The sequence below is a fragment of the Ruegeria sp. CDSA141 genome, assembly GCF_059612005.1.
The window spans coordinates 35,352-61,652 of the sequence record NZ_JBXWPT010000002.1; the positions used below are offsets into that span (position 1 = coordinate 35,352).

Annotated in this window: 25 protein-coding genes and 1 tRNA gene; 12 read left to right on the top strand and 14 right to left on the bottom strand. The window is 56.0% G+C overall.

The window, feature by feature from the left end; genetic code table 11:
- Positions 1–57 precede the first annotated feature (57 nt).
- Positions 58–1,185, top strand: coding sequence for an aminotransferase class V-fold PLP-dependent enzyme (locus tag AC2FLP_RS04125; protein ID WP_299896142.1), 1,128 nt, complete (start codon positions 58–60; stop codon positions 1,183–1,185).
- Between the two features lie 12 nt (positions 1,186–1,197).
- Here AC2FLP_RS04125 and AC2FLP_RS04130 read toward each other — a convergent pair whose 3' ends face one another.
- From AC2FLP_RS04130 to AC2FLP_RS04140, 3 genes are all read right to left on the bottom strand, one after another.
- Positions 1,198–2,394 carry a UbiH/UbiF family hydroxylase gene (locus tag AC2FLP_RS04130; RefSeq protein WP_117869323.1) on the bottom strand — a complete coding sequence of 399 codons (1,197 nt, stop codon included), beginning with the start codon at positions 2,392–2,394 and terminating at the stop codon, positions 1,198–1,200.
- Positions 2,395–2,468: 74 nt separating this feature from the next.
- The gene (locus AC2FLP_RS04135; RefSeq protein ID WP_117869322.1) at positions 2,469–2,717 is read right to left on the bottom strand and encodes a hypothetical protein; all 249 of its coding nucleotides are present in this window, start codon (positions 2,715–2,717) and stop codon (positions 2,469–2,471) included.
- An 85-nt stretch (positions 2,718–2,802) separates the two neighbouring features.
- Positions 2,803–3,447: a pyrimidine 5'-nucleotidase gene (locus AC2FLP_RS04140; protein ID WP_299896145.1), complete on the bottom strand. Its 645-nt coding sequence runs from the start codon at positions 3,445–3,447 to the stop codon at positions 2,803–2,805.
- Positions 3,448–3,547: 100 nt separating this feature from the next.
- Here AC2FLP_RS04140 and AC2FLP_RS04145 point away from each other — a divergent pair, with 100 nt between their 5' ends.
- Positions 3,548–4,195 carry a GntR family transcriptional regulator gene (locus AC2FLP_RS04145; RefSeq protein WP_117869320.1) on the top strand — a complete coding sequence of 216 codons (648 nt, stop codon included), beginning with the start codon at positions 3,548–3,550 and terminating at the stop codon, positions 4,193–4,195.
- A 3-nt stretch (positions 4,196–4,198) separates the two neighbouring features.
- On the opposite strand, the gene AC2FLP_RS04150 is transcribed toward AC2FLP_RS04145, so the two are convergent.
- Both AC2FLP_RS04150 and carA read right to left on the bottom strand, forming a co-directional pair.
- The gene (locus tag AC2FLP_RS04150; RefSeq protein ID WP_496681708.1) at positions 4,199–6,076 is read right to left on the bottom strand and encodes a glycosyltransferase; all 1,878 of its coding nucleotides are present in this window, start codon (positions 6,074–6,076) and stop codon (positions 4,199–4,201) included.
- An 81-nt stretch (positions 6,077–6,157) separates the two neighbouring features.
- On the bottom strand, positions 6,158–7,324 hold the full coding sequence (carA, locus tag AC2FLP_RS04155) for a glutamine-hydrolyzing carbamoyl-phosphate synthase small subunit (RefSeq protein WP_496681710.1): 1,167 nt from the start codon (positions 7,322–7,324) through the stop codon (positions 6,158–6,160).
- Between the two features lie 183 nt (positions 7,325–7,507).
- Here carA and AC2FLP_RS04160 point away from each other — a divergent pair, with 183 nt between their 5' ends.
- Positions 7,508–7,993, top strand: a complete 486-nt coding sequence (locus tag AC2FLP_RS04160; protein WP_117869317.1) for a GatB/YqeY domain-containing protein — start codon at positions 7,508–7,510, stop codon at positions 7,991–7,993.
- 21 nt (positions 7,994–8,014) lie between these two features.
- Here the strand turns inward: AC2FLP_RS04160 and AC2FLP_RS04165 are convergent, their stop codons facing one another.
- The 3 genes from AC2FLP_RS04165 to ctaD form a co-directional block, all read right to left on the bottom strand.
- The gene (locus AC2FLP_RS04165; RefSeq protein WP_117869316.1) at positions 8,015–8,506 is read right to left on the bottom strand and encodes a DUF2244 domain-containing protein; all 492 of its coding nucleotides are present in this window, start codon (positions 8,504–8,506) and stop codon (positions 8,015–8,017) included.
- Between the two features lie 44 nt (positions 8,507–8,550).
- Complete coding sequence (locus AC2FLP_RS04170) at positions 8,551–9,150, bottom strand: 2-hydroxychromene-2-carboxylate isomerase (RefSeq protein ID WP_117869315.1); 600 nt, start codon at positions 9,148–9,150, stop codon at positions 8,551–8,553.
- Between the two features lie 122 nt (positions 9,151–9,272).
- Positions 9,273–10,931 (bottom strand): cytochrome c oxidase subunit I, encoded by a 1,659-nt coding sequence (gene ctaD / locus AC2FLP_RS04175; protein ID WP_117869314.1) that lies wholly within the window; start codon positions 10,929–10,931, stop codon positions 9,273–9,275.
- A gap of 305 nt (positions 10,932–11,236) precedes the next feature.
- Here ctaD and AC2FLP_RS04180 point away from each other — a divergent pair, with 305 nt between their 5' ends.
- A complete protein-coding gene (locus tag AC2FLP_RS04180; protein ID WP_299896160.1) occupies positions 11,237–11,656 on the top strand; it encodes an HIT family protein in 420 nt (139 codons plus the stop codon).
- On the opposite strand, the gene AC2FLP_RS04185 is transcribed toward AC2FLP_RS04180, so the two are convergent.
- Positions 11,657–12,079, bottom strand: coding sequence for a MerR family transcriptional regulator (locus AC2FLP_RS04185; protein ID WP_496681716.1), 423 nt, complete (start codon positions 12,077–12,079; stop codon positions 11,657–11,659).
- 82 nt (positions 12,080–12,161) lie between these two features.
- Between AC2FLP_RS04185 and AC2FLP_RS04190 the strand changes: the two genes are divergently transcribed.
- Complete coding sequence (locus AC2FLP_RS04190; protein ID WP_299896166.1) at positions 12,162–13,103, top strand: cation diffusion facilitator family transporter; 942 nt, start codon at positions 12,162–12,164, stop codon at positions 13,101–13,103.
- A 315-nt stretch (positions 13,104–13,418) separates the two neighbouring features.
- Here the strand turns inward: AC2FLP_RS04190 and lipB are convergent, their stop codons facing one another.
- Positions 13,419–14,075: a lipoyl(octanoyl) transferase LipB gene (gene lipB / locus AC2FLP_RS04195; protein ID WP_299896171.1), complete on the bottom strand. Its 657-nt coding sequence runs from the start codon at positions 14,073–14,075 to the stop codon at positions 13,419–13,421.
- Between the two features lie 39 nt (positions 14,076–14,114).
- Entirely contained in the window at positions 14,115–14,774 is a 660-nt protein-coding gene (locus AC2FLP_RS04200; RefSeq protein ID WP_299896174.1) for a DsbA family oxidoreductase, read from the bottom strand.
- Between the two features lie 141 nt (positions 14,775–14,915).
- Between AC2FLP_RS04200 and AC2FLP_RS04205 the strand changes: the two genes are divergently transcribed.
- Positions 14,916–15,002: transfer RNA gene (locus tag AC2FLP_RS04205), tRNA-Leu, on the top strand.
- A gap of 359 nt (positions 15,003–15,361) precedes the next feature.
- On the opposite strand, the gene AC2FLP_RS04210 is transcribed toward AC2FLP_RS04205, so the two are convergent.
- Positions 15,362–16,114: a TylF/MycF/NovP-related O-methyltransferase gene (locus AC2FLP_RS04210; RefSeq protein WP_496681719.1), complete on the bottom strand. Its 753-nt coding sequence runs from the start codon at positions 16,112–16,114 to the stop codon at positions 15,362–15,364.
- Positions 16,115–16,488: 374 nt separating this feature from the next.
- Between AC2FLP_RS04210 and AC2FLP_RS04215 the strand changes: the two genes are divergently transcribed.
- Positions 16,489–17,322 (top strand): class I SAM-dependent methyltransferase, encoded by an 834-nt coding sequence (locus AC2FLP_RS04215; RefSeq protein WP_496710048.1) that lies wholly within the window; start codon positions 16,489–16,491, stop codon positions 17,320–17,322.
- A 32-nt stretch (positions 17,323–17,354) separates the two neighbouring features.
- Here AC2FLP_RS04215 and AC2FLP_RS04220 read toward each other — a convergent pair whose 3' ends face one another.
- A complete protein-coding gene (locus tag AC2FLP_RS04220; protein ID WP_496681725.1) occupies positions 17,355–18,452 on the bottom strand; it encodes an acyltransferase family protein in 1,098 nt (365 codons plus the stop codon).
- A 317-nt stretch (positions 18,453–18,769) separates the two neighbouring features.
- Here AC2FLP_RS04220 and AC2FLP_RS04225 point away from each other — a divergent pair, with 317 nt between their 5' ends.
- From AC2FLP_RS04225 to AC2FLP_RS04240, 4 genes are all read left to right on the top strand, one after another.
- Complete coding sequence (locus tag AC2FLP_RS04225; protein ID WP_496681727.1) at positions 18,770–20,653, top strand: glycosyltransferase family 92 protein; 1,884 nt, start codon at positions 18,770–18,772, stop codon at positions 20,651–20,653.
- Positions 20,654–20,747: 94 nt separating this feature from the next.
- Complete coding sequence (locus AC2FLP_RS04230; RefSeq protein WP_496681730.1) at positions 20,748–21,419, top strand: class I SAM-dependent methyltransferase; 672 nt, start codon at positions 20,748–20,750, stop codon at positions 21,417–21,419.
- A 22-nt stretch (positions 21,420–21,441) separates the two neighbouring features.
- On the top strand, positions 21,442–22,494 hold the full coding sequence (locus AC2FLP_RS04235) for a glycosyltransferase family 2 protein (protein WP_299896191.1): 1,053 nt from the start codon (positions 21,442–21,444) through the stop codon (positions 22,492–22,494).
- 27 nt (positions 22,495–22,521) lie between these two features.
- Positions 22,522–24,417 carry a glycosyltransferase family 32 protein gene (locus AC2FLP_RS04240; protein WP_496681733.1) on the top strand — a complete coding sequence of 632 codons (1,896 nt, stop codon included), beginning with the start codon at positions 22,522–22,524 and terminating at the stop codon, positions 24,415–24,417.
- Between the two features lie 49 nt (positions 24,418–24,466).
- Here the strand turns inward: AC2FLP_RS04240 and AC2FLP_RS04245 are convergent, their stop codons facing one another.
- Positions 24,467–24,769, bottom strand: coding sequence for a DUF6476 family protein (locus tag AC2FLP_RS04245; RefSeq protein ID WP_299896197.1), 303 nt, complete (start codon positions 24,767–24,769; stop codon positions 24,467–24,469).
- On the opposite strand from AC2FLP_RS04245, the gene AC2FLP_RS04250 reads away from it, so the two are divergent.
- Complete coding sequence (locus AC2FLP_RS04250) at positions 24,768–25,802, top strand: RluA family pseudouridine synthase (protein ID WP_117869298.1); 1,035 nt, start codon at positions 24,768–24,770, stop codon at positions 25,800–25,802. The genes AC2FLP_RS04245 and AC2FLP_RS04250 overlap by 2 nt on opposite strands.
- Positions 25,803–26,301 lie beyond the last annotated feature (499 nt).

Sequence of the window (26,301 nt, forward strand, 5' to 3'; positions counted from 1 at the left end):
TTTACCCGCACGGGCAAAGGGGACAAAACTTCGAAAACGCTTTGGAAAGGACGCCTCATGCCTGCCTTGTTGGATACCGTTGACCCGAACGGGCTTGAAGAATTCTCGGTCGTGTTTACCGACCGCTCGCTGAACCATATGTCGCAGAAGTTTCAGCAGGTGATGCGCGACATTTCGGACATGCTGAAAGACGTGTACAACGCGGAAGGCGTCGCAGTTATTCCGGGCGGTGGAACCTATGCCATGGAAGCGGTCGCCCGACAGTTTGCGCGCGGCGCGGATGTGCTGGTGGTTCGCAACGGATGGTTCTCGTACCGGTGGAGCCAGATCATTGAGAGCGGTTCCCTGACAAACTCGACCACGGTCATGAAAGCGCGGGAGACTGGCAATGCCAGCCCATCGCCTTTTGCGCCTGCTCCGATCGAAGAGGTCGTCGCCGCGATTCGCGAACAAAAGCCCGGTGTTGTTTTTGCTCCGCATGTCGAAACCTCGGCGGGGGTCATTCTGCCGGATGATTATGTGACCGCGCTGGCAAGCGCGGCGCACGAGGTGGGTGCATTGATGGTGTTGGATTGCATTGCGTCGGGTTGCGCCTGGGTGGACATGAAAACCACCGGTGTCGATGTTCTGATCTCTGCGCCTCAGAAGGGGTGGAGCGCGTCGCCATGTGCCGGTCTGGTCATGCTGTCTGAACGGGGCGAGGCACGGCTGGAGCAGACCAGTTCTGACAGTTTCGCCATTGATCTGAAGAAATGGCGGCAGATCATGCAAGCCTATGAAAACGGCGGTCACGCCTATCACGCCACGATGCCGACCGATGCTTTGCTGGCTTTCCGCGACACCATGGCAGAGACTCGAGATTATGGGTTCAAAAAACTGGGTGCGGCGCAGTGGGCGTTGGGCGACGGTGTGCGGTCGATGCTGAAGGACAAGGGCGTTGTTTCGGTTGCCGCCGACGGTTTCGGCGCGCCCGGAGTTGTGGTCAGCTACACCTCGGATCCCGAAATTCAGAACGGCAGGAAATTTGCGGCACTGGGTATGCAGATTGCCGCTGGTGTCCCGTTGCAATGCGATGAGCCCGAAGGGTTCAGCACTTTTCGGTTGGGCCTGTTCGGGCTCGACAAGCTGTACGACGTGGACGGCACCATCGCGCGTTTGAAGCGGGTGCTGGATCAGGTTCTGTAAGCGGACCGGGCCTTAGCGAACGCCAAGGCCCATCTGCATCAACGTCTTGCGCACGCTTGGCAGAGAATAAAGCGCGCTCAGACCCATCGCCCGTGCATCCCGCAGCGGACGTGCCTCGATCATCGAGGCGCGGTTCAGCAGATCAATGCCCTTGACGCGCATCTCGACCTCGGTGTGACGGGCTTTGTGATAGGCGTCCAGCATCTGTGCGTCTCCCAGACCTTCGGGCCGGGCCTGCGCCAAATCCAGCAGGCAACGCAGATCGCCCAGCGACATGTTCAATCCCTGTGCTCCGATGGGTGGCACCACATGCGCGGCCTCAGCCATCAGGGCAATGCGTTCCCCCGCCAGCCGTTCTGCGGATTGGCTGATGATCGGCCAGATCGTTCTGCGGGAGGCCAAATTCAGCGGGCCGAACAAACCGCAAGAACGAGCGGTCATAGCGGCTTCGAATGCCTCGGGCTCAAGGTTCAGTAGTTCAACGGCCTTCGGTCCGCGTTCCATCCAGACAATGGCGGACGAGGGCTGCCCTTTCCAGTCAGGCAGAGGCACCATCGTGAACGGTCCCCCGGATCTGTGAATCTCGGTCGAGACATTCTCGTGTGGAATTGGGTGTGTCACCGCAAAGGCCAGCGCCTTCTGCCCATATCGTGTCGTGTGAACTTTGATCCCGGCGGCTTCGCGCATAGGTGAGTTGCGACCATCGGCGGCAAGCACCAGTTTACACCGGACGCGGTTTCCATCGCTCAGGCCCACGCGGGCCTCGGCGGTTCGGGTGAACAAGCTGGTGGTTCCGGTGCCGGGGCGGAAATCGACATTGGGCAATTCAGCCAGTCGCGCCACCATTTCTCGGCGCAGCAACCAGTTGGGCAAGTTCCAACCGAAAGGGTGTTCAGAAATGTCGGCTGCGTTGAAGTCGCGGACAACGCGCGGCTCGGGCACGTCGCCGCCCGCGTCAACGATCCGCATGATTTGCAGCGGAGCCGCGTGAGCATCCAGCCTTGCCCACAGACCGCATTGTTCCAGCAGGCCGCGCGCAGGCTGCAAAAAAGCTGTGGTGCGCAGGTCTGACCCGTCCACATCCCGCTCGGTGATCGGAGGGCTCGGATCAACGCAGATCACTTCAAATCCTGCCGTTCCGAATACCGCCGCAGCGGTCAGACCGGCGATCCCACCACCGGAAATCAGGATGTCACAGCTGTCGGTCATGGCGCCTCTCATCATTCCGGGCAGAACCTAATTCGGATCTGCCCCGAGTGCCAAGTGACATCCTGTCCCGTATTTCAGCCGCGCGAAATCAGGACGAGGATCAGAAACATCACCGGCACCATCATAAGGGCGGGGATGTAGAGACCGGGAAGGCCGAACAGCATTATGGAACAGCCCCACATGCTGAAAATGGCAGCGACAGTATAGTACAGATCTTCTGGCTTAGCGTTAGCCGCGTCGCGCGCCAGCCACCCCATAACCGGAATTGCAAAGAAAAGACGTTGCCAAATCGGCAGGCGTCCGGGCATCTCGATCGCGCTCATCGGGGTCTCCATCTGTTCGTCGCTGCTGCGCATATAGGGACGCAGATGCAGGTGCGGAACGTGCAGATCGTCGCACTGTGACAGGCTATCGCAGGCGGGCCAAAAACGCGGTCAGATCGTCCGTGTGGTGGTGGATGTGATCGGCTTCATGCCGGTCAGGAGAAACATGAACCGTACGCATTCCCATCTCGTGCGGGGCCGCAAGATTGCGAGGGTCGTCTTCGAACATCGCCGCCATTTCGGCCTGAAGGCCGTCCTTTTCAAAGATCGCTTCGAACGCAGCTTTTTCGGGCTTTGGTCGATACCCTGCGTGTTCGACACCATATATCGCGTCGAACAAGCCTGTCAGGCCGCGTGCTTCCAATACACGTTCCGCGTAGGGCGCGCTGCCGTTGGTGTAGACGATCCGCCGACCTGGAAGGGCGCGTATATGATCGGCCAGTTCCGCATCCGGGTCCATGTGGCTCATGTCAACCTGATGTACCGCGTGCAGATAAGGGTCGGGGTCCAGATCATGTTCGGCCATCAATCCGGCCAGCGTTGTCCCGTATTCGCGCCAGTAATGCGCGCGTAGCCTGTCGGCCTCGGCCCGTTCCACACCGATGGCTTGCACCACATAGTCCGTCATCAGAACTTCGATCTGATCGAACAGCCGCATCTGCGGCGGATACAGGGTGTTATCCAGATCGAACACCCATTGGGTGACATGACTAAACGAAGGTTTGACCATGGCTTGGGTTTAGGGCGCAGTCGGGCGGTTTTCAATGCTGTACTTGATCGCCGCCCCCTGACACGGCTAGACATGTCCGAACGAGGAGACAAATGATCCCATGAGCCAGACCCGATCCCCGACCAAGGACGCCTACAGCCTTATTCTCGAAGCCATCGATGTGGGGGTCTACAAGCCCGGTGATCGATTGGTCGAAAGCGAATTGGCTGAACGGTTCGGCGTGTCGCGCACTCCGATCCGTGAAGCGCTGCAACGCCTGGAAACCCAATCCTTGCTGGAACGGGACGGGAGGTCATTGATCGTGGCGTCTCTGGACCACAACCAGATGGCCGAGCTTTACATTGTGCGCCGGGAACTTGAAGGGCTTGCCGCACGGCTGGCCGCAAAACACGCTACTGAAGAAGAGATCAAGGTTCTTCAGGATATGGTTGTTGAAGACGACAAACTTATCGATGACCCAACGGCTTTGTCGCGCGCCAACCGACGGTTTCACGAACAGATTCATCTGGCGTCACACAACCGCTATCTGGTTCAGCAGCTCGATCTGGTCCACCGGACGATGGCCCTGATGGCGACCACTTCTCTGGCAGTTCAGGGGCGTGGTGAGATTGCACAAAGTGAGCATAAGGGAATTGTAGAAGCCATCGCCGCCCGCGACGAGGAAGCCGCGGGGCGGGCGCTGAAGGAGCATATTTCAATCGCGTTCATGACTCGTCTGAAACAGGATGCCAGTCGTCGCGATAAATGAACGTCAGGCCAGCGGAATGTCTTCGCTGGCCTGACCATGTTGGGTTTTGTCCCAAAAAAACGGATTTGTCGCCAGCTCCCACAGCGCTTTGTAACCGGCAACCACACCTAGTGGAAAATACAGAAACATCGTCGGGACCCAAGGCAGCAAGAAACGGCGTTCACGCGCGGATACAGCGATGATCCCGGCGCAGATATTCAGGGCCTCGGTCGCCAGAAACAGCCAGACCAACACTGTTGCCATCTGGTGTGACAGGATTTGCTCCATCGGATTGGTTATGCCCATGGCGTATAGCCAGAAAATCCAGAGAACAGGGGCCAGCAGGAATTGACCCAGCGTGCCCAGAAAGAACGTCTGTAGGCCAAAAAACTTCACTGCACCCAGGTCCGCATACAGTTTCCGAGGGTTACGCGTGTGCACAAGATAGGTAACCATGAAACCCTTGAGCCAACGTGAGCGTTGCTTCACCCACGGCCAGGCTCGAAAGTTTGCCTCTTCGAATGTCGTGGTATCCACCATCTCGGTCCGATAACCGGCCCGGCAAAGCCGCACGCCCAAATCGGCATCTTCGGTAACATTGTGGGCGTCCCAGCCGCCCAGTTCCAACAGCTTCTCACGGCGGAAAAAGAACGTCGTTCCCCCAAGCGGGACGACCAGGCCCATACGTGCGATGCCCGGCAGGATCACACGAAACCAGCTGTTGTACTCTATGGTAAAACAGCGTGACCGCCAGTTTGTGCGAGGGTTATAGTAATCCAGAACACCTTGCAGGCAAACCACCTCGGGCGAAGCTTGAGTGAAATGCGCCACCACACATTCGATCTGATCTGGCTGAGGTGCGTCTTCGGCATCCCAAACGCCAACGATGTCACCACGGCAAAAGTCCAGCGCGTAATTCATGGCGCGCGGTTTGGTGGTCAGCCCGTTCAATTCCGGGACGACAACAACACGCATCCAACTGGGCAGAGCCGTCTGCGCAAGGGCGTCGCGCGTCACGTCATCCGTTTCCTCAAGCACGAGAATGACGTCCAGAAGCGCTTTGGGGTAGGTCAGCCTTTGGAGCCGCTGCACCAGAGCATTCGCGATTTCTCGTTCCTTGTACAACGGCACCATGATGGACACGCAGGGGTGTCGAAGCGCGATTGCCGCCTCTGGTGGTTCGGTCGGCTTTTTCATGTGGTCGCCGAGGTAGGCAAGGGTGCCAATTGTCCGAAAGGCTGCAAAAAGAACCAAAGTCCCCACGGCCGCGCCCAACAAAACCATCAATCCAAACGCGGGGAATAGGGCGAAAAGAAACAACACACTCACCGCTGTTGCGGATGTTACGAGCCGGGATCCGGCGGTCCAGTTGCGGCAGCTTTGTGCGGCGTTTACACGGGTTTCGGCAGCATTTGCGAGTGTCTGCGAGAAGTGCAGTGCAATGACCCGGTCGATCTGATGAGAATCCGCAAGAACCGGCAGGATGGCATGGTCGCAATCCTGCATCTCGGAAACAACGGTCGCAAAACGATCAGGCCGGGCGGTGGCGACCAAAAGCAGCGGGCCTATGCGCATCCAGGGAATAACATTGTGTTCAAGCCAGAAATCTACTGGCTTCAGTTCGCACAAACCGCGCATTGGTGGGATCTGTTCAAGGTCCGCGATTTGCCACTCGAACTGCGTGGATAGGGCCGTCAGAACGTCTTGCCTGTTGGCATATCCTTCGCCAACCAAAATCTCACCAAGGGGCGCTTTCTGTCTGGCCTGCAGGCTCAATGCGTGGTCCAGTTGCGAGCGGGTGATGACCTCGTTCTCCAACAGGCAAGTGCCCAGCGGTTTGCGAAAACCGGGCGCCGGGAACGGGGCGGCGGTTGTAAAATCCTGGAGGTTAAGCTCAACCATAATAAAACCCTGGCACAGTTACCTGCGCTCAGGGTTGTTCAAACAAAGTTAACGTGCCGTTAACTCTGGAAAGTTCCGGCGTTATGCCTGCTCTTTTTTCTTTTCCATCGCATCGGCGAAACGTTCGAACAGATAGAAACTGTCCTGAGGCCCGGGCGATGCTTCGGGGTGATATTGCACCGAATATACAGGTCTGTCAGTCATGCGGATACCGCAGTTCGAGCCATCAAACAGCGACCTGTGGGTCTCAACAACGCCTTCCGGCAGAGACTGCGCGTCCACGGCAAAACCGTGATTCATCGAGGTGATTTCGACCTTGCCGGTGTCCAGATCCTTGACCGGGTGGTTCGCGCCGTGATGACCATGGTTCATCTTGACTGTCTGACCGCCCAAAGCCAGGGCCAGCATCTGGTGGCCAAGGCAGATACCGAAGACGGGCAGATCGGTTGTGTCCAGGATTTCCTTGATCATCGGCACAGCATAGGCACCAGTTGCGGCCGGGTCGCCGGGACCGTTCGACAGGAAAACGCCGTCTGGCTGATGGGCCAGCACTTCGGCTGCGGTCGCTGTCGCTGGCAATACGGTGACATCGCATCCAGCCGAGGCGAGGCAGCGAAGAATGTTGCGCTTGGCACCGTAATCCACAGCCACGACTTTGTGGGCAGGGGCCTCTTGTCGCTTGTACCCGTCAGGCCACGCCCACCGCATTTCATCCCAGCGATAGCTTTGGGCACAGGTGACTTCCTTGGCCAAGTCCATACCTTCCAGCCCGGCAAAGCCGCGGGCCGCAGCAACCAGGGCTTCGATGTCGAAATTGCCCTCGGGGTCATGAGCCAGCGCCACATGCGGCGCACCTTGCTGGCGGATGGCGCGTGTGAGGCGACGGGTATCAACGCCGCCGATGGCGATACGGCCACGGCGGGCAAGCCAGCCCTTCAGGTCCTCGGCCGAGCGCCAGTTGGACGGCTCGGTCGGATCCCATTTGACAACCATGCCAGCGGCGACCGGATCGCCGGTTTCGTCATCTTCCGGGTTCACGCCGACATTGCCGATATGGGGGAAGGTAAAGGTTACGATCTGCCCGGCATAGGATGGATCGGTCATGATTTCCTGATATCCGGTCATGGCTGTGTTGAAGCAGAGTTCAGCCACGGTCTGTCCGGTTGCACCGAAGCCGAGGCCGTAAAACAGTGTTCCGTCGGCCAAAGCCAGACATGCGGTGGGCTTGGACGGGACGTTCTGGGCCATGGCGCGACTCTCCTGCAAGGTAAACCGGCGCATACCTAAGGGGGTTAGGCGCTTGGGTCAAGTCCGTTCATTTTTTATGCTATCGTTATTTTTCAATAGGTTAAGACTGATCGCCCCCGGTTGTAACACGCTTTTTGTTTAGATATGTTCGGGGTTCCGTTGTCATGGGGATGGACAAGCCAAATGGACATGCGATCACGGGTGAATGCCGCCCTGAAGCAAGCAATGAAAGACAAGGCAGCCGAGCGTCTATCGACGCTGCGGTTGATCAACGCGGCCATCAAGGACCGTGACATCGCCGCGCGCGCCTCGGACAACGAAGAGGTCAAAGGCTGCGGTGATGCAGAGGTTCTTGAAATACTTGGTAAAATGACCAAGCAACGCAAGGAAAGCGCGCGCGCCTACGAAGAGGGCGGACGCCTCGATTTGGCCGAGCGCGAGATGCAGGAAGTTGCCGTCATCGAAGAGTTTCTGCCCAAGCAGCTGGATGATGATGAAGTGTCAAAAGCGATTCAGGCCGCGATTACTTCAACCGGAGCCGGTTCCATTCGTGACATGGGAAAGGTCATGGGCGAGCTGAAGACCCGCTATACCGGTCAGATGGATTTCGGCAAGGTCGGGCCGATGGTCAAGGACCACCTCTGCGCCGCGTCAAACGGAAACTGCTGAGTCATCCGATGCTCAAGGCAATTACTGCGCGATTGGTTCGCGCAGTTTTTTGACCAATTCGTCATAGAGCGTGATGCGCTCATCCTCAGACAGGAACGCTCCTATTTCGACCTCGCGCCCGTCCCCAATAAGGGTGACGTAATGAGGGACAGGGCCGCCTTTCTCGTGCATTTCAGGTCGCGCCCAGTATCGGTTACACGACCATTCCTGCGACCCGTTGCCTGAAGTATGGTGGACGAGGTGGGCCTCGGTACCAGTTAGCGTCAATACCTCGGAAACGCTGCGCGCACGATAGTTCGCCTGAAGGGCAAACCACAGGCCCAACACCGAAATCAGCAGAAACGGTAACAGTCCCCACAGTACCACTGATCCGAGCACGGCCAGCAGCGGGATCAGGCCGAACAGAAACACTGACAGGACAGTGATCATTGCCCCGCGTCGCGGCAGAGAGTTATGCGGCCAGAGGCGCAGTTCCTGTTCGGTTTCGGATGTCTGATTCCATTTGTACGGCATACCGGAAACATAACGCGGTGCTGCGTCAAGTCGACGGGTTTTGATCAGACGACGTGGCCGACACGCGCCCAAGACAAGGCGTCATCCAAACGGTCGTCGCCCCAGAACACTTCTTGCCTCACGACAAAGCTGGGAGCACCGAAAACACCCAGTTTCACGGCAATATCCGTTTCAGCTTCCAGTGCCGCGACGATATCCGGGCTGCGCGCACGTGCCAGTGTCAGACGGGGATCTTGCTGGCAGCGCAGCAAAGCTTCGGACAGAGCGATTTCGCTGCCTGCGTCGACGCCTTCCTCAAACCAGATACGGTACAGGTTTTGGGTAAAAGATTTGCCCCATCCATCCATCATGCCAAGGACAGCGATCTGATTGGCCAAGGCCAGGTCGGAAATCGGATAGGGTGCCGGCAAGCTGGCGTGGATGTGATACTTGGCACAGCGACGTTCGATGTCGCGCCACATATATGTGGATTTTTCCGGTTTTCCGGCGAACGGGATATTCTGCTGCGCTGACATGATCGTGCGCACATTGAAGGGCCGCCAGTTAACAGTGGCGTCATGTTCAACGCGCCAATCGTCCAGACGCATCACGGTAAGGAAGCTGTATGTGCTGCCGATTGAATACCAAAAGTCGATTTCCGGCATTGCCGATCCTCCGACTGTTCTGCGGGGGTATCATAGCGGATTTTGGTGCAATTGGCGAACCGGCTGCGAAGGCAATGAAAAACCCCGCCACTTGGGCGGGGTTTCTTTGGATCAGATCGGGATCAATGCGCGTGGCCCTTGTCCCAGTCTTCCTGCTTGGGCAGTTGCTCGAACGTGTGTTCGGGCGGCGGCGTGGGCAGGGTCCATTCCAGCGTGTCCGCGTATTCGTTCCACGGGTTTGGACGCGTTTCTTTCGCACCACGGAACAGGGCGTAGAACACGATGCCAAAGAACAGCAGGAACGAGGCGAACGAGATGAACGCACCGATCGACGAAACGAAGTTCCACTGGGCGAAAGCCTCTGGGTAGTCGATATAGCGGCGCGGCATACCCTGACGACCCAGGAAGTGCTGCGGGAAGAAGGTCAGGTTGGCGCCGATGAAGAACATCCAGAAGTGAACCTTGCCCCAGAACTCTGAGTACTGACGGCCGGTCATTTTGCTGAAGTAGAAATAGACCCCGGCAAAGATCGCGAATACGGCGCCCAGCGACATCACGTAGTGGAAGTGCGCGACCACGTAGTAGGTGTCGTGATAAGCGCGGTCCACGCCAGCCTGCGACAGAACCACACCGGTCACACCGCCGACGGTGAACAGGAACAGGAAGCCGAAGGCGAACAGCATCGGTGTCTTGAACTCGATGGAACCACCCCACATCGTCGCAATCCACGAGAAGACTTTAACCCCTGTCGGAACCGCGATGACCATCGTGGCCAGCATGAAATAGGCCTGCTGACGCAGCGACATGCCAACGGTGTACATGTGGTGCGCCCACACGACGAAGCCCAGAACACCAATCGCGATGATCGCCCAAACCATCGGCAGATAACCGAAGATCGGTTTGCGCGAGAAGGTCGCGATGACATGGCTGATGATGCCGAATCCGGGCAGGATCACGATGTACACTTCCGGGTGGCCGAAGAACCACAGGATGTGCTGATACAGGATCGGATCGCCGCCGCCGGCCGGATCAAAGAAGGTGAAGCCAAAGTTGCGGTCCATCAGCAGCATGGTGATCGCGCCCGCCAGAACCGGCAGAGCCAACAGAATCAGCCACGCGGTGACAAAGATCGACCAGCTGAACAGCGGCACCTTGAACAGGGTCATGCCAGGGGCACGCATGTTCAGGAAGGTTGTGATCATGTTGATCGCGCCGAGGATCGAGGAGGCGCCCGATACGTGCACAGCAAAGATCGCAAGATCCATGGACATGCCGCCCTCGGTCGTCGACAGCGGCGGGTACAAAACCCAGCCGACGCCCGAACCAAGCTGATCGTTACCCCCGGGGCTGAGCAGCGAGGCCACACCCAGCGAGGTACCAGCGACATACAGCCAGAAGGACAGGTTGTTCATCCGCGGGAACGCCATATCCGGCGCGCCGATCTGCAACGGCATGAAATAGTTGCCAAAACCGCCGAACAGGGCCGGGATGACAACAAAGAACATCATCAGAACACCGTGGTAGGTGATCATGACGTTCCACAGATGCCCGTTGGGTGTACATGGGTCGGCCATGAAGCCTTCCAAGCACATGTACTGAACGCCCGGGTGCATCAGCTCGAGCCGCATGTAGACGGTCATCAGAACCGAGATCAGACCGGCAAGCGCCGAAACGACCAGGTACAGAATCCCGATGTCCTTGTGGTTGGTCGACATGAACCAGCGCTGGAAAAAGCTGCGCTCGTCTTCATGGTCGTGGCCATGAATGGCTGCGTCTGCCATTATAGGTGCCTCCTGTTGCAACTGCACCGCGCAGTCGGACCTCTCCAACGCGCGGGATTCCTGCTGGTTTTAGAATGTGGAGAGGGCACCTTCAATGGCCGAGTTTGATCTGGATCAAGATTAATTGTCGCGGGCAGGCGGGTGCCGCGCGATTTTCCGGCCTTCAACATGGGGTATCTGGGCGTGGCGGACGAGAATTCAAGCCCGGCCTGTCGATGCGGCAAGGGTGTTGGCAGAGTTCCGCCTTGACCGTTGCCTGCGCGCGTCTCAGAACGGTGCCAACACCCGCAATCCAGAGGTTTGAGATGGCTGATTACGACCCCGACAATATTTTTGCGAAAATCCTGCGCGGAGAAATCCCGTGCACGCGCGTGTACGAGGATGACGAAACGCTGGCTTTCATGGATATCATGCCACGCACTGACGGGCATCTACTGGTAATCCCCAAAACGCCCTGCCGCAACGTACTGGACGCTACGCCCGAGCAACTGACGGCAGTTATGAGAACGGTGCAGAAAATGGCCCTGGCCGTTAAGTCCGCATTTGACGCGGACGGGGTGACAATTCAGCAATTCAGTGAAGCGGCAGGCGGGCAGGAAGTCTTCCACCTGCATTTTCACATCTTGCCGCGCTACGAAGGCGTTTCCATGGGCCCACCGGGCAAGATGGGGGATTTCGAGCTTATCGGGGACCACGCGAAAAAGATCAGCGCCGCACTCGCCTGATCATGCGGCGCCATGTGGCCCCATACATTCGCCATGATCCTGAAACGCGTGCAGCACGGCACAGACGTGGTCGTGCTGCCCGTCGCAGGCCGCTGAAATTCGGGTCAGTTCCGCCTCGAGGTTTTGAAGGCGGGCAATACGATCCCGGAGGTCGGCCAGTTGCTTTTCGGCAATTTCGTGCGCCCGGTTAAGGTCGCTGCCAGACGCGCCCTCAAGGGACAGCAAGCCCACGACGTCGGCCGGTGGCAATCCCAGATCACGACAATGGCGAATGAAGATCAGCTGCTTTAACGCGGTATCGTCATACCGGCGTTGATTGCCCGCCGTTCGCTCTGGCCTGGGCAAAAGGCCTTTGTCTTCATAAAACCGGATTGTGGGAATTTTCACTCCGGTTCGGCGCGATAAGTCCCCGATTGAGTACATTTTTCCGTTGCGGCCTCTTGAACCTCTAGTGGCTAGAGGAACTACATGCTCTGGGAAGCCGCAACAAGGGACAGGAAACGACATGGCACACCAGCATTCCCACACCGGACATGGTCAACATCATAGTCACATCGATCCGGACGCAGGTGATGCGCGCGTCGCCTGGGCGATTGGGGTGAACATGTTCCTGACTGTGTCTCAGGTCATCGGTGGCATCATTTCGGGCTCTCTGGCGTTGATTGCCGATGCGCTGCACAACTTTTCGGACGCCGTCGCGCTGATAATCGCGTTTTTCGCCCGAAAGATAGCCCGGCGCCCCGCCGATGCCCGTATGAGCTTTGGCTATGGCCGGGCCGAAGTCGTCGCCGCATTGGTCAATTACACCACGTTGATCGTGCTGTCTGTCTATCTGTTCTACGAAGGAGTGATACGGTTTTTTGAACCCGAGCCGATCAACGGGTGGATTATGGTTTGGATCGCCGCGCTGGCATTGGTGGTCGATCTCGTAACCGCTGCGCTGACGTATGCTCTGGCCAAGGAGAGCATGAATATCCGGGCCGCATTCATTCATAATGTTGCTGACGCATTGGGATCAGTCGCCGTGATCGTGGCGGGAACCGCAGTGATCCTGTTCGGCTGGACATGGGTGGACCCGGTGGTGACGATCCTGATCTCCGTCTATATCATGTGGCATGTCAAAAGTGAGATAGGTGAGACGATCCGCATTCTGATGCTAGGCGCACCGCTCGACCTGGAACCAGAGCAAGTTGCGGCGGCTATTGAAGAAACAGAAGGGGTGGCCGAAGTGCATCACATGCATTTGTGGAGCATGCAGGAACGGCAGCCCGCGCTGACGGCTCATCTGGTCATCGATATAGACGCCTGGCAAAAGGCCGAAGAGGTGCGGAACAGTGTCAGGCTAACCCTTCTGGATCGTTTTGGGGTAGGCCATGCGACGCTCGAACTGGAACAGGCCGACCGCGCCTGCGTCGGTTCGTCCCGATTTGGGCACCAGGAAGAATAGCGGTGCCTAAAAGAGAATTGCCGTTCCGATTTGGGGTCGGAACGGCAGACTCGTAACCAAACACTTCTCGGATTTCGAGGGCGAGCCCTGGATCACCGGTTAACATACCACTCACTCTTGATTGGCAGTTCCATGTTACTCGTTAACGGGGCCTTTGTATCTACCTGAGTTAAAAAATGCTTAAAGACTTCCCTAAATCCACCGAATTCAGGGTTAATTGCCTTACGCATGGGAAACAGAGCCACCCGGTCACAAGGATTGTTGTTTGCTACAGTAGAGCGCAGCGATTCGCTGCGCAGCGATTGGCAGTTGAGTTCAGGAATCAGCAGATCCAAAAACGTCTGCGAATGTCTTTTCCAGAGCTGCATCAATATCTGCCATTGTCACCGGCAGCCCCAGATCGACCAATGACGTCACGCCGTATTCGCTTATCCCGCATGGGACGATGCCCGAAAAATGTTCCAGATCCGGTTCGACATTCACTGAGATACCGTGAAAACTGACCCATTTGCGCAGGCGCAAACCAATGGCGGCGATCTTATCTTCCGCCGGTTTGCCGGTCGCCGTCAAAGGCTTGTCGTCACGCCGAACCCAAACCCCCACGCGCCCGCCACGAATCTCACCTTGTACATTGAACTCCGCCAGCGCTGAAATCACCCAGGTTTCAAGCTGCTTCACAAAACGGCGCACATCGCGTCCCCGTTTGTTCAGATCCAGCATGACATAAGCCACACGCTGACCGGGCCCGTGATAGGTGTATTCGCCCCCGCGTTTGCTTTCATAAACCGGAAACCGATCAGGGTCGGTCAGATCCTCGATCTTGGCTGAGGTTCCCGCAGTATAAAGCGGCGGGTGTTCCAACAGCCAGACACATTCCTCGGCGTCGCCACTTGCGATTGCGGCGACCCGCGCCTCCATAAAGGCAACGGCGTCGTCATAGCTGGTCAGACCATCGGTGATTTTCCATTCCATGTCGGCCTCATAACCGTCCAGATCGGTCAGGGAAAGGGGTCAGGCGGCCTCAGACAGGCAACGTTGCAACACCTGTGCATAGGTTTCAGATCCTTGCGCGCCGGTCAGCAGATATTTTCCGCCAAATACCATGGATGGCACACCTGAAATGCCCCGGCTGGTCCAGAACTGCTGCTTTTCACGTACGGGGGCTATGTGTTTTCCGCTTTCAAGCGCTTGTCGCGCTTTATCCGCGTCCAGCCCGATGGACCGAACAGCTTCCAGCAGAACATCAATATCGGAAACATCCCTCTGATGTGTGAAATATGCGTCAAACAGAGCCAGTTTCAATGGATGCTGCCGACCAAACCCTTCCGTCCAATCCAGCAACTGATGCGCCGCGAATGTATTCACCATTCTGCTGTCTTCGTCGAAGTTGAAGGTAAAGCCGAGCTCAGCGCCGATCGAGGTAAGCCTGTCCCGGGCCTGCTGGCTTTGATCACCGGTCGTGCCGTATTTCTCCATGATATGCTCGCGCAAATTCTGGCCCTCGGGCGGCATGTTCGGGTTCAACTCGAACGGATGCCAGCGAAGCCGGGCAAGAACACCCTGTTGCTGCAGCGCTTCTTCAAGCTGCCGAAACCCGACAACACACCAGGGGCACACAACATCCGAGACGATATCGATCTGAACGATTGGGCGGTTATCGGGCGGGGTCATCTGCGGCTCCTGTCAGATCATTAGCGTGTTGTCCGGTAGCATAGATAAGGTCGCGGTGAAGGTTTTTGAACCGGAGTGTTTTTGCCTCTTCACATCGCGCACACCAACGTCTATACGCCGCTTTACCAAGTCATTGGCAGTGCGGTCGTGGCGGAATTGGTAGACGCGCAGCGTTGAGGTCGCTGTGGGGTAACTCCCGTGGAAGTTCGAGTCTTCTCGACCGCACCAACTCTCAGTGAAAAAATAAGAAATTGATGAAGGGTGCGAAGATTGCATCCGCTCTTTTGTCCACCGAGCGAGGCCCGAAAGGGCTGTCGAAGACAGCTATACCAAGTGAAATAGACGCTTTCAGAACTTGAATCAGTTCCACATTGTGGACGTTCATCGGGATGTTGAGGATGCTGTCCGGTAGCACCCCCGGGGGTGTTTGCTTGGTCGGCCATTCTGAAACACGAATAGGCCACAGCCTTGCTGAGCCTGACGTTTCAGGTGTTCAGGTGACGGGCCCCGACGTCAGCAGCGCCCGCAAGTTGTAGGCCCAACTTGACCCGTGACCTGAACTCCAAGTCTGTTCCAGCGGGTTCTCTCTACACCTTCTGGAAATAGACACCCACACCATCGATTTCATTGATCGCGGGTGGCTGATACCCCACTTCGTCAAGATAATCATGCACGGCAGCTTTGGCTGCGGGAACTACATGATAGTCGTCAACGATGATCCATCCACCTTTCGAGACTTTGCCGAAAAGGTGCCGCAAAGGATCTATGGTTGATTCATACATGTCACCGTCAAGACGCAGCACGGCGATCTGCTCGCTGGGTACCAGTGGCATGGTGTCTTTGAAGAAGCCTTCAATGAACACAACCTGATCATCCAGAAGCCCGAACTTTTCAAAATTCGCCCTTACAGAATCGGCTGACACGGCCAGAGCGTCGTACTTATGGAAATCAGACCCCTTGTCGTGAGGATACAACTCTTCATTCGGCTCGGGCAGTCCCTTGAAAGAGTCACACAGAACGACACGTCTGTCATTCTGGCCATATGTAAAGAGAACCGCTTTCGCAAAGATGCTGGCACCGCCACGCCATACTCCGGTTTCGACAAAATCGCCGGGAACCTGGTTGCCGATGACGGATTCCACCATGGCGCGAACATTGGCCAATCTCTTGCTGCCCACCATAGTGAAAGCAACAGACGGCCAATCCCAGCCGTATTCGCGGTTTTTGGAGTCATAATCCGGTTTGGTGTCTCCAAACAGAATTGGTGGGTCTTCATAGATCGTGCCATCCAGGGCACGGGCAACCGTGGTCAGATATTGTTCCCGAAGTTCCGCGAGCATAAATTATAACCTTGCATAGATGTCTGGCTGGTTCTGACCTCTCTGCTGTAAAGTTTCAATAAGAATCGCGGGAAATCGCCTGGAGGGTTGGCTAAATGGAGTCACATTTCCTGTGAACTGCGTTTTTTTCAACTTAGACGTGCCTTAGCTTCCAGCTCTGACGTGCAGAGTGAAACATATCGTTTTTGACGCTACGAATTACGCGAATGTTTGCGCCAACTTCAGCATCAGGCTTGGCGAATATGATCTGATCCGCCCCATTTTCGAGGTCGTGAAACAACTGCCCTGCGTTTCTTTCTGCCTTGGATGTTCAGGAAGCTTGTAAACTCAAGCCTTTCAGGTGATGAAGCAACAATCCATCAGGTAAGGGCATTATGGTGAACAAATTTAGGGAGGCTATCTCAACTGCCTTGCACTCAATTTCAGGCGGTTCGAAAAAGAAGAAAGTTCAACCGATTGTCTGGTCAGAGCGGAACAGGTGCACCGTTGGTGGCGTCAGTTTTTTCGCCACTGTCGAGCGTGCAGAATACCACGACATCACATCGAACGATAACGAGTTTCTGCTGGTGAAAACCCGCGAAATGATCGAGGCCGAACTCGATTGTACTTCTAAGATTGATGTTCGCAATATCGTCGATATCGGAGTATGGCAGGGCGGGAGCGTCGCGCTCCTCGATCGTGTTTTTCAGCCTGAAAAATTGGTTGCAGTTGAATATTCGACGCGCGAACTGCCTCATCTTGACGCCTATATCGAAAGGTATTCGCGGCAGGATAACGTGCGCCTTTACAAGGGGATAAGTCAGGCGGACATCAGTCGGTTTGGTGAATTGCTGGACGTAGAGTTCGGCGACGAGAAAATTGATCTCGTCATAGATGACGCTTCGCACCAGTATTTGGAAACCTTGTTGTCATTTAACCTCGTTTTTCCGCGCATGTCGGAAGGGGGCGTCTTCGTCATTGAAGACTGGCAATGGTCCACGATGGAAGAACACTACAATTCGGACTATTTCGACGGGAAAGAGGGGCTGGCGAACCTGGTGCTTCAGTGCGTCATGTCCTGCGCCTGTCGCCCGGACATCGTTCGTGAAGTCATCGTCAAAAATCACTCTGTGATGGTTGTTCGGGGCGAGGCTGAACTGCAAAGCGGTGCTTTTGACATTACCGACATTGCCCGCAATAAGGGCGAGGTTATTCCCCTGGTACTATAGAGTCACGTTGTGTCGGTGGGCGTGCTCTGCTGTCACGATGCCAATTGTTGTAAGGCTGTGTTTCTCGGATCCGGCTTGGTGAGATGGCGGGCGAGACGCATGAATGGAACTTCGACAGCGTAGTAGATAACAGTTGCAACTGGTATTGTTACGGCAAGGGTAATCGCGCAGACGACGGGCACCACAAGATCCGGATTGTCCGTAAGTGTTGCGGCCCATCGGGTCAGGTTTGTGTTATAGATAAGAAACGGATGCATCAGATATAGGCTGTAACTGATCTTTCCAAGAAAGCGGGTAAAAGGGTTATAGAGAAAAAAAACGGGTCGAAGTGCCTGCGATAGCGCTAGGCTTGCAAAGGCAAAGCCCCAGCCCAAAACCAGTGCGAGTGGAACCGGTTTGTTTAGCGTTTGTGCTTGGTCAAGAACCGGACCAAACAGATACATGTAAATCAACCCGGCGACCCCGGCACCGAGCGCTAAATAGCCGACGGGGCGCTCGTATGACTTAGGTGTCCAACGGTAGGCGCACCAAACGATCAGGCCCAACGCAAAGTACGGGGCGTTCGTGAAAAAACTGGTCCAATAGTAAAAATCGGGAACTTCACCCTGACCAGATAAGTTTACATACGCCCATCCCAAGCAGGCGAGCAAAAAGAGAAACATCGCTGACCAAATGCTCCGCCAAATCCAAAGGAAGGGGAACAGAAGATAGAAGATTGCTTCGACGCCGATTGACCAACCCGCCGGAACAAGACTGGTTTGTTCACTGGGGACAAACCCGAACAGAAATGTAATATTCCTGATGATCGTACCTGTTTCGGCCTGGACCCCTATATACAGCCAAGCAAAGAGCATCAGGTAGAAGAGTGGGGCAATTCGAAAAAAACGGCGTAAGGCATAGGCCCAGCTTCGATCAAAGGACACTCCCTTTTGGTAAGCCAGCGACATAGACATCGCGCTTATTATGAAAAACAGCGGCACTCCCATCGCATAATAGTCGGCACCCCAGTTCTTGTAGTAGACGCCGAGTGGATGAATGTGCACTGCGTGTACAAACACGACCGCAGACGCTGCGATACCGCGCAGTGAATCAAGGCCATGCGCCCTTTGATCTTTTAGATTACCTGTCATGATCCACTCGAGGTACCGCATCCTTGCTGCCAAAAACCTTTGGCGACATTGAAGGTCAGCTATAAATGGTTGGCGCCCGAAGGCAATCAAATTGTCGTTTTCAAGCACAAAGCCGCACGCAACGGACGCGACCCGCGAGGCTGTGATCGTCTGCGGAGTTTGGGTCTGGCAATTGGTGAACCGGCGGGCTCGTCCACTTGCAATGCAATTCCGGGGCCCGTAACAAAGCCGCAGGCAGGGATGCGCGCTATACATCTGCAAAGATGCGTTTTTTCCCGCTATCCTGAATTTGCGGGCCACGGGTGCAGGTAGATGCGATGAGACTTGTCATATCCACGATGAAAGACGAAGGGCCGTTCATCCTGGAATGGATTGCATACTATCTTTCGATCGGCTTCACGCATTTTATAGTCAATTCAAATGATTGTTCCGATGGCACCGACGCGATCCTTCGGCGATGCGAGGAGCTTGGATTCCTGGCGCATATCGACAATCCCGGCCCGTGGGAGTTTGGACCTCAGGCTTCAGCTTATGCAAACGCCATGGAACACCCCTGGAGCAAAGAGGCCGAATGGATATTGGTCTGCGACGTAGATGAATTCCTTGATATTCGCATCGGCGACGGGACACTGGACGATTTATTTCGTGCATTGCCGCACGCAGATGGGTTTGCTGCAATTTGGCAGTTGTTCGGGCACAACGGAATCGTCGAGTTCGAAGACCGGTTCGTTGTCGAGCAATTCACCCGTGCAGGCGAGCTTGGTGCCGTCAGTCCCCATAACTTGCGGGCGTTCAAATCGCTGTTCCGCAATAACGGATCGTATCGGACGATAAGTACGCATCGTCCGCGGGGTCCGGTACCAAACAAGGCGGATCGATTTGCGTGGGTAGATGGGGATGGTGACCCGTTGCCGCCAGCAATGCGAAGACGCGGGTGGGCGTATTCATCGACGGGCGCAGGGTTTGGGCGCAGGCTTTTTCGGATGAACCACTATGCGGTGAGGTCTGTGGAAAGCTATCTGATGAAACGGCTGCGAGGGGATGTGAACACCTCGAGCTTTCACCCGAAGATGGAGGCAACCGGTCAAGCTTACTGGAAACTGCATTGTTATAACGACGTCGAAGAAATCTCGGTCCTGTCCAAAGTCACACGCCTTCGCGAGGTTTTTGAAAAACTGCGATCAGATCCTGTTTTGGGGCAACTGCATCATCAGGCGGTTGCATTTCACAAGGAACGTATTGCAAGCCTCCGAAAAACCGAGGTAGCGCGGGATTTTATCGCAAAGTTCAGCCGCTTTCGCAGCGGGCGCTATGTCAAGGCACTGGAGCTCGGGGTGATGGAAGATGGTGATTTGTCCTTCAACGCCGAAATGTACAAGGACCCCGAAATCACATTTGCCCAGGTCGCGAAGTGGACCCGCCTTGGCAAAATGTCCAAACCCGAGAACTCCAAGCCAAACAATTTCCCCTGGTTTGTTCGGCTCGATGCCCTCGAAACGTCGTTCGATTACGAAGAGGCCGCCACGCAACACGCGCAGATTACGGATGCCAAACAGGTTTCGGTGCCGTTTGATCCAAAGGATCCTGTTTTCCTGCCTGCTGCCCCTCCTGAAGTTGAAAGAACAAGAGACCAGCGGCAGAGTTTTCTTGGATCAATCAGCGGCAAGAAGAACTGGGTGCTGATCGGACATGTTGAGACTGAAATCATAGAAGAAATTCTTGGCCTGGACGCTGTCGAAAAATTGACGGTCATAGGGCCTTGGGGGCTGTCTTGGGACGGCTTCACCTGTGCGGATGCAACTCAGGGTCCCGAGCTACAGGCATTGGATCGCACGTTTTATGCACTGCTGGAATATTTCCGCGACCCCATTCTTGCCGGACGATTACATGTCTACCGGGCGCTGCCCCCCTTGATGCTGAAGCTGTTTGAAGACGAAAGCGTCGGTGTGGTCATCATTCGCGGAGTTCGGGCAGAACAGGTGATGAACCAGCTTTTACGCCGCATCGACCGGGTTCTCGCGCCCGGGGGCAGTATCGCGTTCACATCCTATCGCCGTCATGGAGGTGGGTCGTATACCGGTATGAATGCAGCGATAAACAGTTTTCTGGGGCGCAATGCCGCACGGTACCGGATAACCAGCTTGCAGCCACCGTGGCTTGGTATCGACAAGTTGCCACCACTTGACAAAAAGGATGCATAGCTTCTGGTTCTTGAGCCGACGGCGTGGTAGCCATGTTTCAATAAACAAAACGGGTTTTGCGTGAACAGGACACCCGTCTGCAAGTGAGGTCGAGATGTCAAACGAACCCAAGGTTATCGGTGTTGCGCCCGGCAGCCAGAAGAAACCGAAGGCTGACAAGGCGACCAAACGCAAGAACAGCAAGGAAGCAATCCGTCGCACATTCCTTTCGCGTCTGCCAAAGGGCGGGGTGGCCGTTGAGATCGGTGTCTGGCAGGGCGAATTCTCTCCGACCATTCTGAAGTTGATTGAGCCCAGTCAGCTGTTTCTGATCGATCCGTGGAAACACATTGGTGAGGATTCGCATACAACTGCGTTTGTGGGCCGGACCGAAGACGAAAAGATGGAGGCCATCTTCCAGAAGGTCGTAAAGTCTTTCGAGGCCGAGATCGAAGAGGGCAAGGTCGCTATTATCCGGGATTTCTCGGTGCCCGCGCTGGAGCTTTTCGATGATGACAGCATCTCGTTTGCCTATGTTGATGGGGATCATTCATATGAAGGCGTGACCGCCGATCTGGCCGCTTTGTTTCCCAAGATCAAACCCGGTGGAATCATGGCATTCGACGACTACCACCGCCGCGGCTGGTGGGGCGATGGCGTGATCCGTGCGGTCAACGAATTTCTGGGCCAGCACCCCCGAGAGTTGCGCATCCGCGCGATTGCCGGCGCGCAGATCGCAATCGAAAAGATTGTCCCGCAAGATGACAGCAAAGGTCAGAACGACTAGGCAGCGGGGATAAGTGGCAGCGATGGAAAAGCCTGAAAAAGTCCTCATCACTGCGATGAAGAACGAGGGTCCCTATATTTTGGAATGGGTGGCCCATCACAAGGTGTTGGGGTTTGACCGGATCATTGTCTACACCAATGATTGTACAGACGGCACCAACCAGATTCTGAGACGCTTGCAGGACTTGGGCCATGTGGAGTTTCACACAAACCGTGTCGGAACCGGCGGGATTCATCGATCTGCGCTGAGGCAGGCGCGGCGCTTGCCGGTGGTGAAAGACGCAAAATGGATATATGTCGGCGACGCGGATGAATTCCTGAATATTCACGTTGGAAATAACAGGGTTGATGATCTGATTGAGGCAACCCCTGGCGTTGACGTCATTTCCATTCCCTGGAAGATATTCTCGAACAGTGGTCGGCATGTTATGCGCGATACGCTCGTAACGCGGCAGTTCTACGATTGTGAACTGGATTTCGAACAAGGCGGGGCAGGGCGTCGGTTTGTCAAATCCCTGTTCAGACAGGGGGATTTTTATCTTCGCTACGGGTTGCACAACCCGCACCCCCGCCCCGAACTGCAGGCCGGCGTGTTCCGGTCAGTGCCCGGAGGGCACGCCACGGAACCTGCCCCATTCGGTAACCACGTGGCGCCCCCATTTGGTTTTGAAGTCGCACAGATCAACCACTATGCCGTGAGGTCTACACAGGCCTATCTGGCCAAGCGCAGCCGAGGTCGGGCAAATCATTCGTCGCAGACTCTGGGAACCGAATATTGGGACCGCTGGAACCGTGGTGGTGCCAAAGATGAAACAATCCTGCGGTACAAGGATGAAGTGGATGCGGTGCTTGAAGAGTTTCGCGCTGACGACAGGCTTCGACGGTTACACAGAAGAGCGTTCCGCTGGCACAAAGCCCTGATCAACGATCTGCTGAAACTGCCAGAGTATGATGAGTTGTATCAGAAGCTTCTTGAAAAGCCTGCTGTGGATTTTGTCGCAAAAGACCGCGGCGTGCGGGAACGTCTGTCTGCCGGCGCACCGTCTTCGTCTGACGAAAACAGGACAGAGTCCTGACAACACAGCCCTCGGAGAAATAGACTAATGGTTGCGGATCGCTCTCTTCCGACGATTGGGATGCTGTGGATGGAAGGCAGCCTGAGCTTTCTGGAGCAGATGTGCATGCTGTCCTTCGTGGAATGCGGTCACAGGGTCGTTTTGTTCCACTATGGACAAGTCGACAATGTTCCGGATGGTATCGAACTGGTGTCGGCAAACGAAATCCACGAACCTAAGCAGTTCATCGTAAACAACCAGTTCAAGACGCCTGTGCCCCAATCCGATATCTTCAGATTGCACCTGATGAAGAAAACGGACTTTCTGTGGTGCGACACGGATGTGTTGGCGCTTGCCCCGATACCAAGGGCAGATCATGTCTTTGGGTATTTCAACCGCGATACCATCTGCAATGCCGTCATGCGGCTGCCACCCGACAGCCCCACGTTGAATGCGTATTCCGAATACTGTCAGGATCCTTATCCGATCCGCCCGTGGGTTGAAGGTGAAGAACGGGAAGAACTGGAACGTCAGAAACGCGCGGGTGAATTGCCGCATGCGTCAGATCAGGAACACAGCGTCTACGGCCCCGGTGTCATGACGTGGTTTCTTCGCCACCACGACGAACTGAAACATGCCAGCCCCATACCGGTCTTTTATCCTTTGCCTTTCAGACGGGCAGGACAAGCCAATGATATTCACGTCCGAGAGTTCAGGGACGCGTATATCAAAGACGATACGCTTGCCGTGCATCTGTGGGGGCGCCGGATGCGGTGGTGGATTGCAAACGGGATCAATCGGCATTCGTTTCTGGATCGACGTTTGAGGAACCTGGGGGTGAGACCGGGCGACGCGCCTTTGCCGCGCCACGGCCGAGGGGGCCTCAAACCGGTGGAGTTTCCGGCAAATCTGCCCACCATGCGCGCTACGACCGAAGAAATCCACGACGCCACCGGCGGCGTCGTGTCCGTTGCTCTGCTCTCTGACCGGGAAGACTATCTCAAGGCGGCACAGGCTGATCTCGACGCAATTGCAGCTGACAATCTGTACGGTGCCTACACCCCGCCACGCGTCGGTTTTTCGCGCGGTTGGGAACACTATGGCAGTGACCCTGCACGGCTGAATGCGCTTGGTATGTCTTTGTACAACTATGCGGATAGCCATCAGTCTCTACCCGATCTGCGCACGCCAAAGACATTCGCCGAAAAGCTGGTGGTCATGAAGCTTTTTGGCGAAGTCCCTGATGCGTTGATCTCTGACCGGTCCAAATACGTGGGCAGCGCCTCGGAACTGCTTGCCTGCCCGCAGCGCACGTGGGAGGCGCACATTCCGGCATTGCCCGAAACACTCGACCTCGGGCCCGGCCAGTATTGGTTGAAGGGAACGATGAGCCATGGTCACAAGTTGGCCCTGTCGTTCCCGCTGGATCGCACGCAGCGCGACGATGCAAACCAGAAACTGGCAGCGTGGCACAAGACAAAAACGCCCGAAGGGTTCTGGACAGGCGAATGGTGGCGCGCCACGCAAAAGCCCCTCTATTACATCGAAGAAGACTTGTCCGCCGGGGATCGACAGGCCGGCACCTGGAAATTCTGGGTGATCGCCGGGAAAGTACAACTGGTGCAGGTTGACCGTGACCGGGGGAGAGGGCGCGTTCAGATGCTCCATGATCGCGACTACAGGTATGTCGAAGATGAGTTGTCTTCACCAACCAGCAGCGCCGTTGAACTCCGGCCTGAGCGCTTTGATGACATGATCCAGATCGCTGAAGCCCTGGGGCAGGACCTCGAATGCGCTTGCGTAGAGCTTTTCCCAGTCGGTGACAGGATTTGCTTGAGCGACATCATGCTGTCCCCGGTTTCAGGCAAGCACAAGATACGGTCGGATGCGCTGGATCAGCGTCTGGGTGCTGCGTGGACCGGAACTCGGCTGTTTCCCGGTTGAAGCAAGGTGATCCTCTGATCTTTCATACCGCCGGAACAGGTCGCAGGGCCTATTCGATCGCGATCTCCTGGCGCAGTTTTCCTGTTGTTTTGTCAAAAATCAGAATGCGATTGTCATCGGTAACGACGGCATACCAGTTTGACCCGATGGTCAAGGCCTGCGCCCGGGCACCATCGGGCAGCTCGATCTGATCCGGTACGTTGGGGGTGCGGTCCGATAGGCGGATGACAATCAGGGCGAATGTCACTAGAACCCCGCCAATCATCACCGCGGTCAACAGCATGACCATCCGCCGCAGCAATCGCAGTTGCGGAGTTTCCTGCGGTTCTTGGGGTTCGGAAGGGACAGTCATGGGCACCCGCCAGATTGAGTTTTACATCGCGGCCAATCCGCCGCCTCGCCTTGATAAGGCGCTTTCCCGGGATGTGCCAGATGGGGAAAACCTGTCGCGCACCCGGCTGGCCCGTCTGATCGAAGAAGGTGCGGTTCAGATCGACGGTGCCGAGACATGCGATTCCAAGGCCAAGGTGGTCGAAGGGGCGCGGGTCACGATTGTCGTGGCCGAGGCCGAAGACAGCCATATCGGCCCCGAAGACATCCCGCTTGAGGTCGTTTTTGAGGATGCAGACCTGATCGTCGTCAACAAAACAGCAGGTATGGTCGTACATCCTGCGCCGGGATCACCCGGCGGTACTCTGGTTAATGCTTTGCTCCACCATTGCGGAGACGATCTGTCGGGCGTCGGCGGGGTGAAACGCCCCGGTATCGTGCATCGAATCGACAAGGAAACAAGTGGCCTTCTGGTGGTCGCTAAGTCCGACGCAGCGCATCACGGTCTGGCCGCGCAGTTCGCGGCGCATAGTGTCGAACGGTATTATCGCGCGGTGTGTTACGGGGTGCCGGATGCCAACGATCCTCGTTTGCGCGGTGTCAAAGGGATCAGCTTTGAACCCGGCAACATCATGCGTGTGACAACGCAACTTGCGCGGCACAAGACTGACCGTCAGAGACAGGCGGTTCTGTTCCACGGTGGGCGCCATGCCGTGACGCGTGCGCGTGTTGTCGAAACCTTTGGAGCTCCTGCGGGTCTTGCCCTGATCGAATGCTGGCTTGAAACGGGCCGAACCCATCAGATCCGCGTTCATATGGCCCACGCAGGGCACGGGCTGGTGGGCGACCCGGTTTATGGAGGCAAGCGAAAGCTTTCTGCCAAGGCGTTTTCCGCAGTCGCCGCCGGGTCAGTAAGCGCTTTCCCCCGTCAGGCGCTCCATGCAGCCGTTTTGGGATTTGAACACCCGGTCACTTGTGAAACCCTGCGGTTTGAGGCTGATTTGCCGCAAGATATGCAGAACCTTATTGAACGTCTGCGCACACCGCTGTCATAATAAGCAAAGTCCTGTGAATAAGGGCTTTTTATCTTTCCTTAACGCATACCTAAAGGGCTCAGATTTCTCAGCGATTTCTGGGCTTTAGTTGTTTTCAGGGTAGCGTCAACGTAGCGTTCTGCTAATTCCGTCTATTCCGATTAAGGCCCATTGCGCTCACCGGCCAACCGACAACAATGGGAAGGGAAAGGACGCCATAAGACAATCAGGAGCCCAAACCGATAGGAAAGAACAAGACAGACGCCAACCGCCAAAATGCAATCGCCGCATTTACAGGCGTTTTGGTTCAATACGGGATGAACTGGCGTGACCAATTAATTGCAAAGGACGATTTTGGGCTGACTAGCTGATGATCCAGGCAATCACTGGCTTTTGCGCATCCGATAGAACAAGGACTTAGGCGCCGGCCTTTGTGTTTTGCGAAACACGGAGTATGCTTAATCCATAATTAGTGCGGATTTATAAAAATGCCCTTAATCCACGGCGGTAATCTGTATTT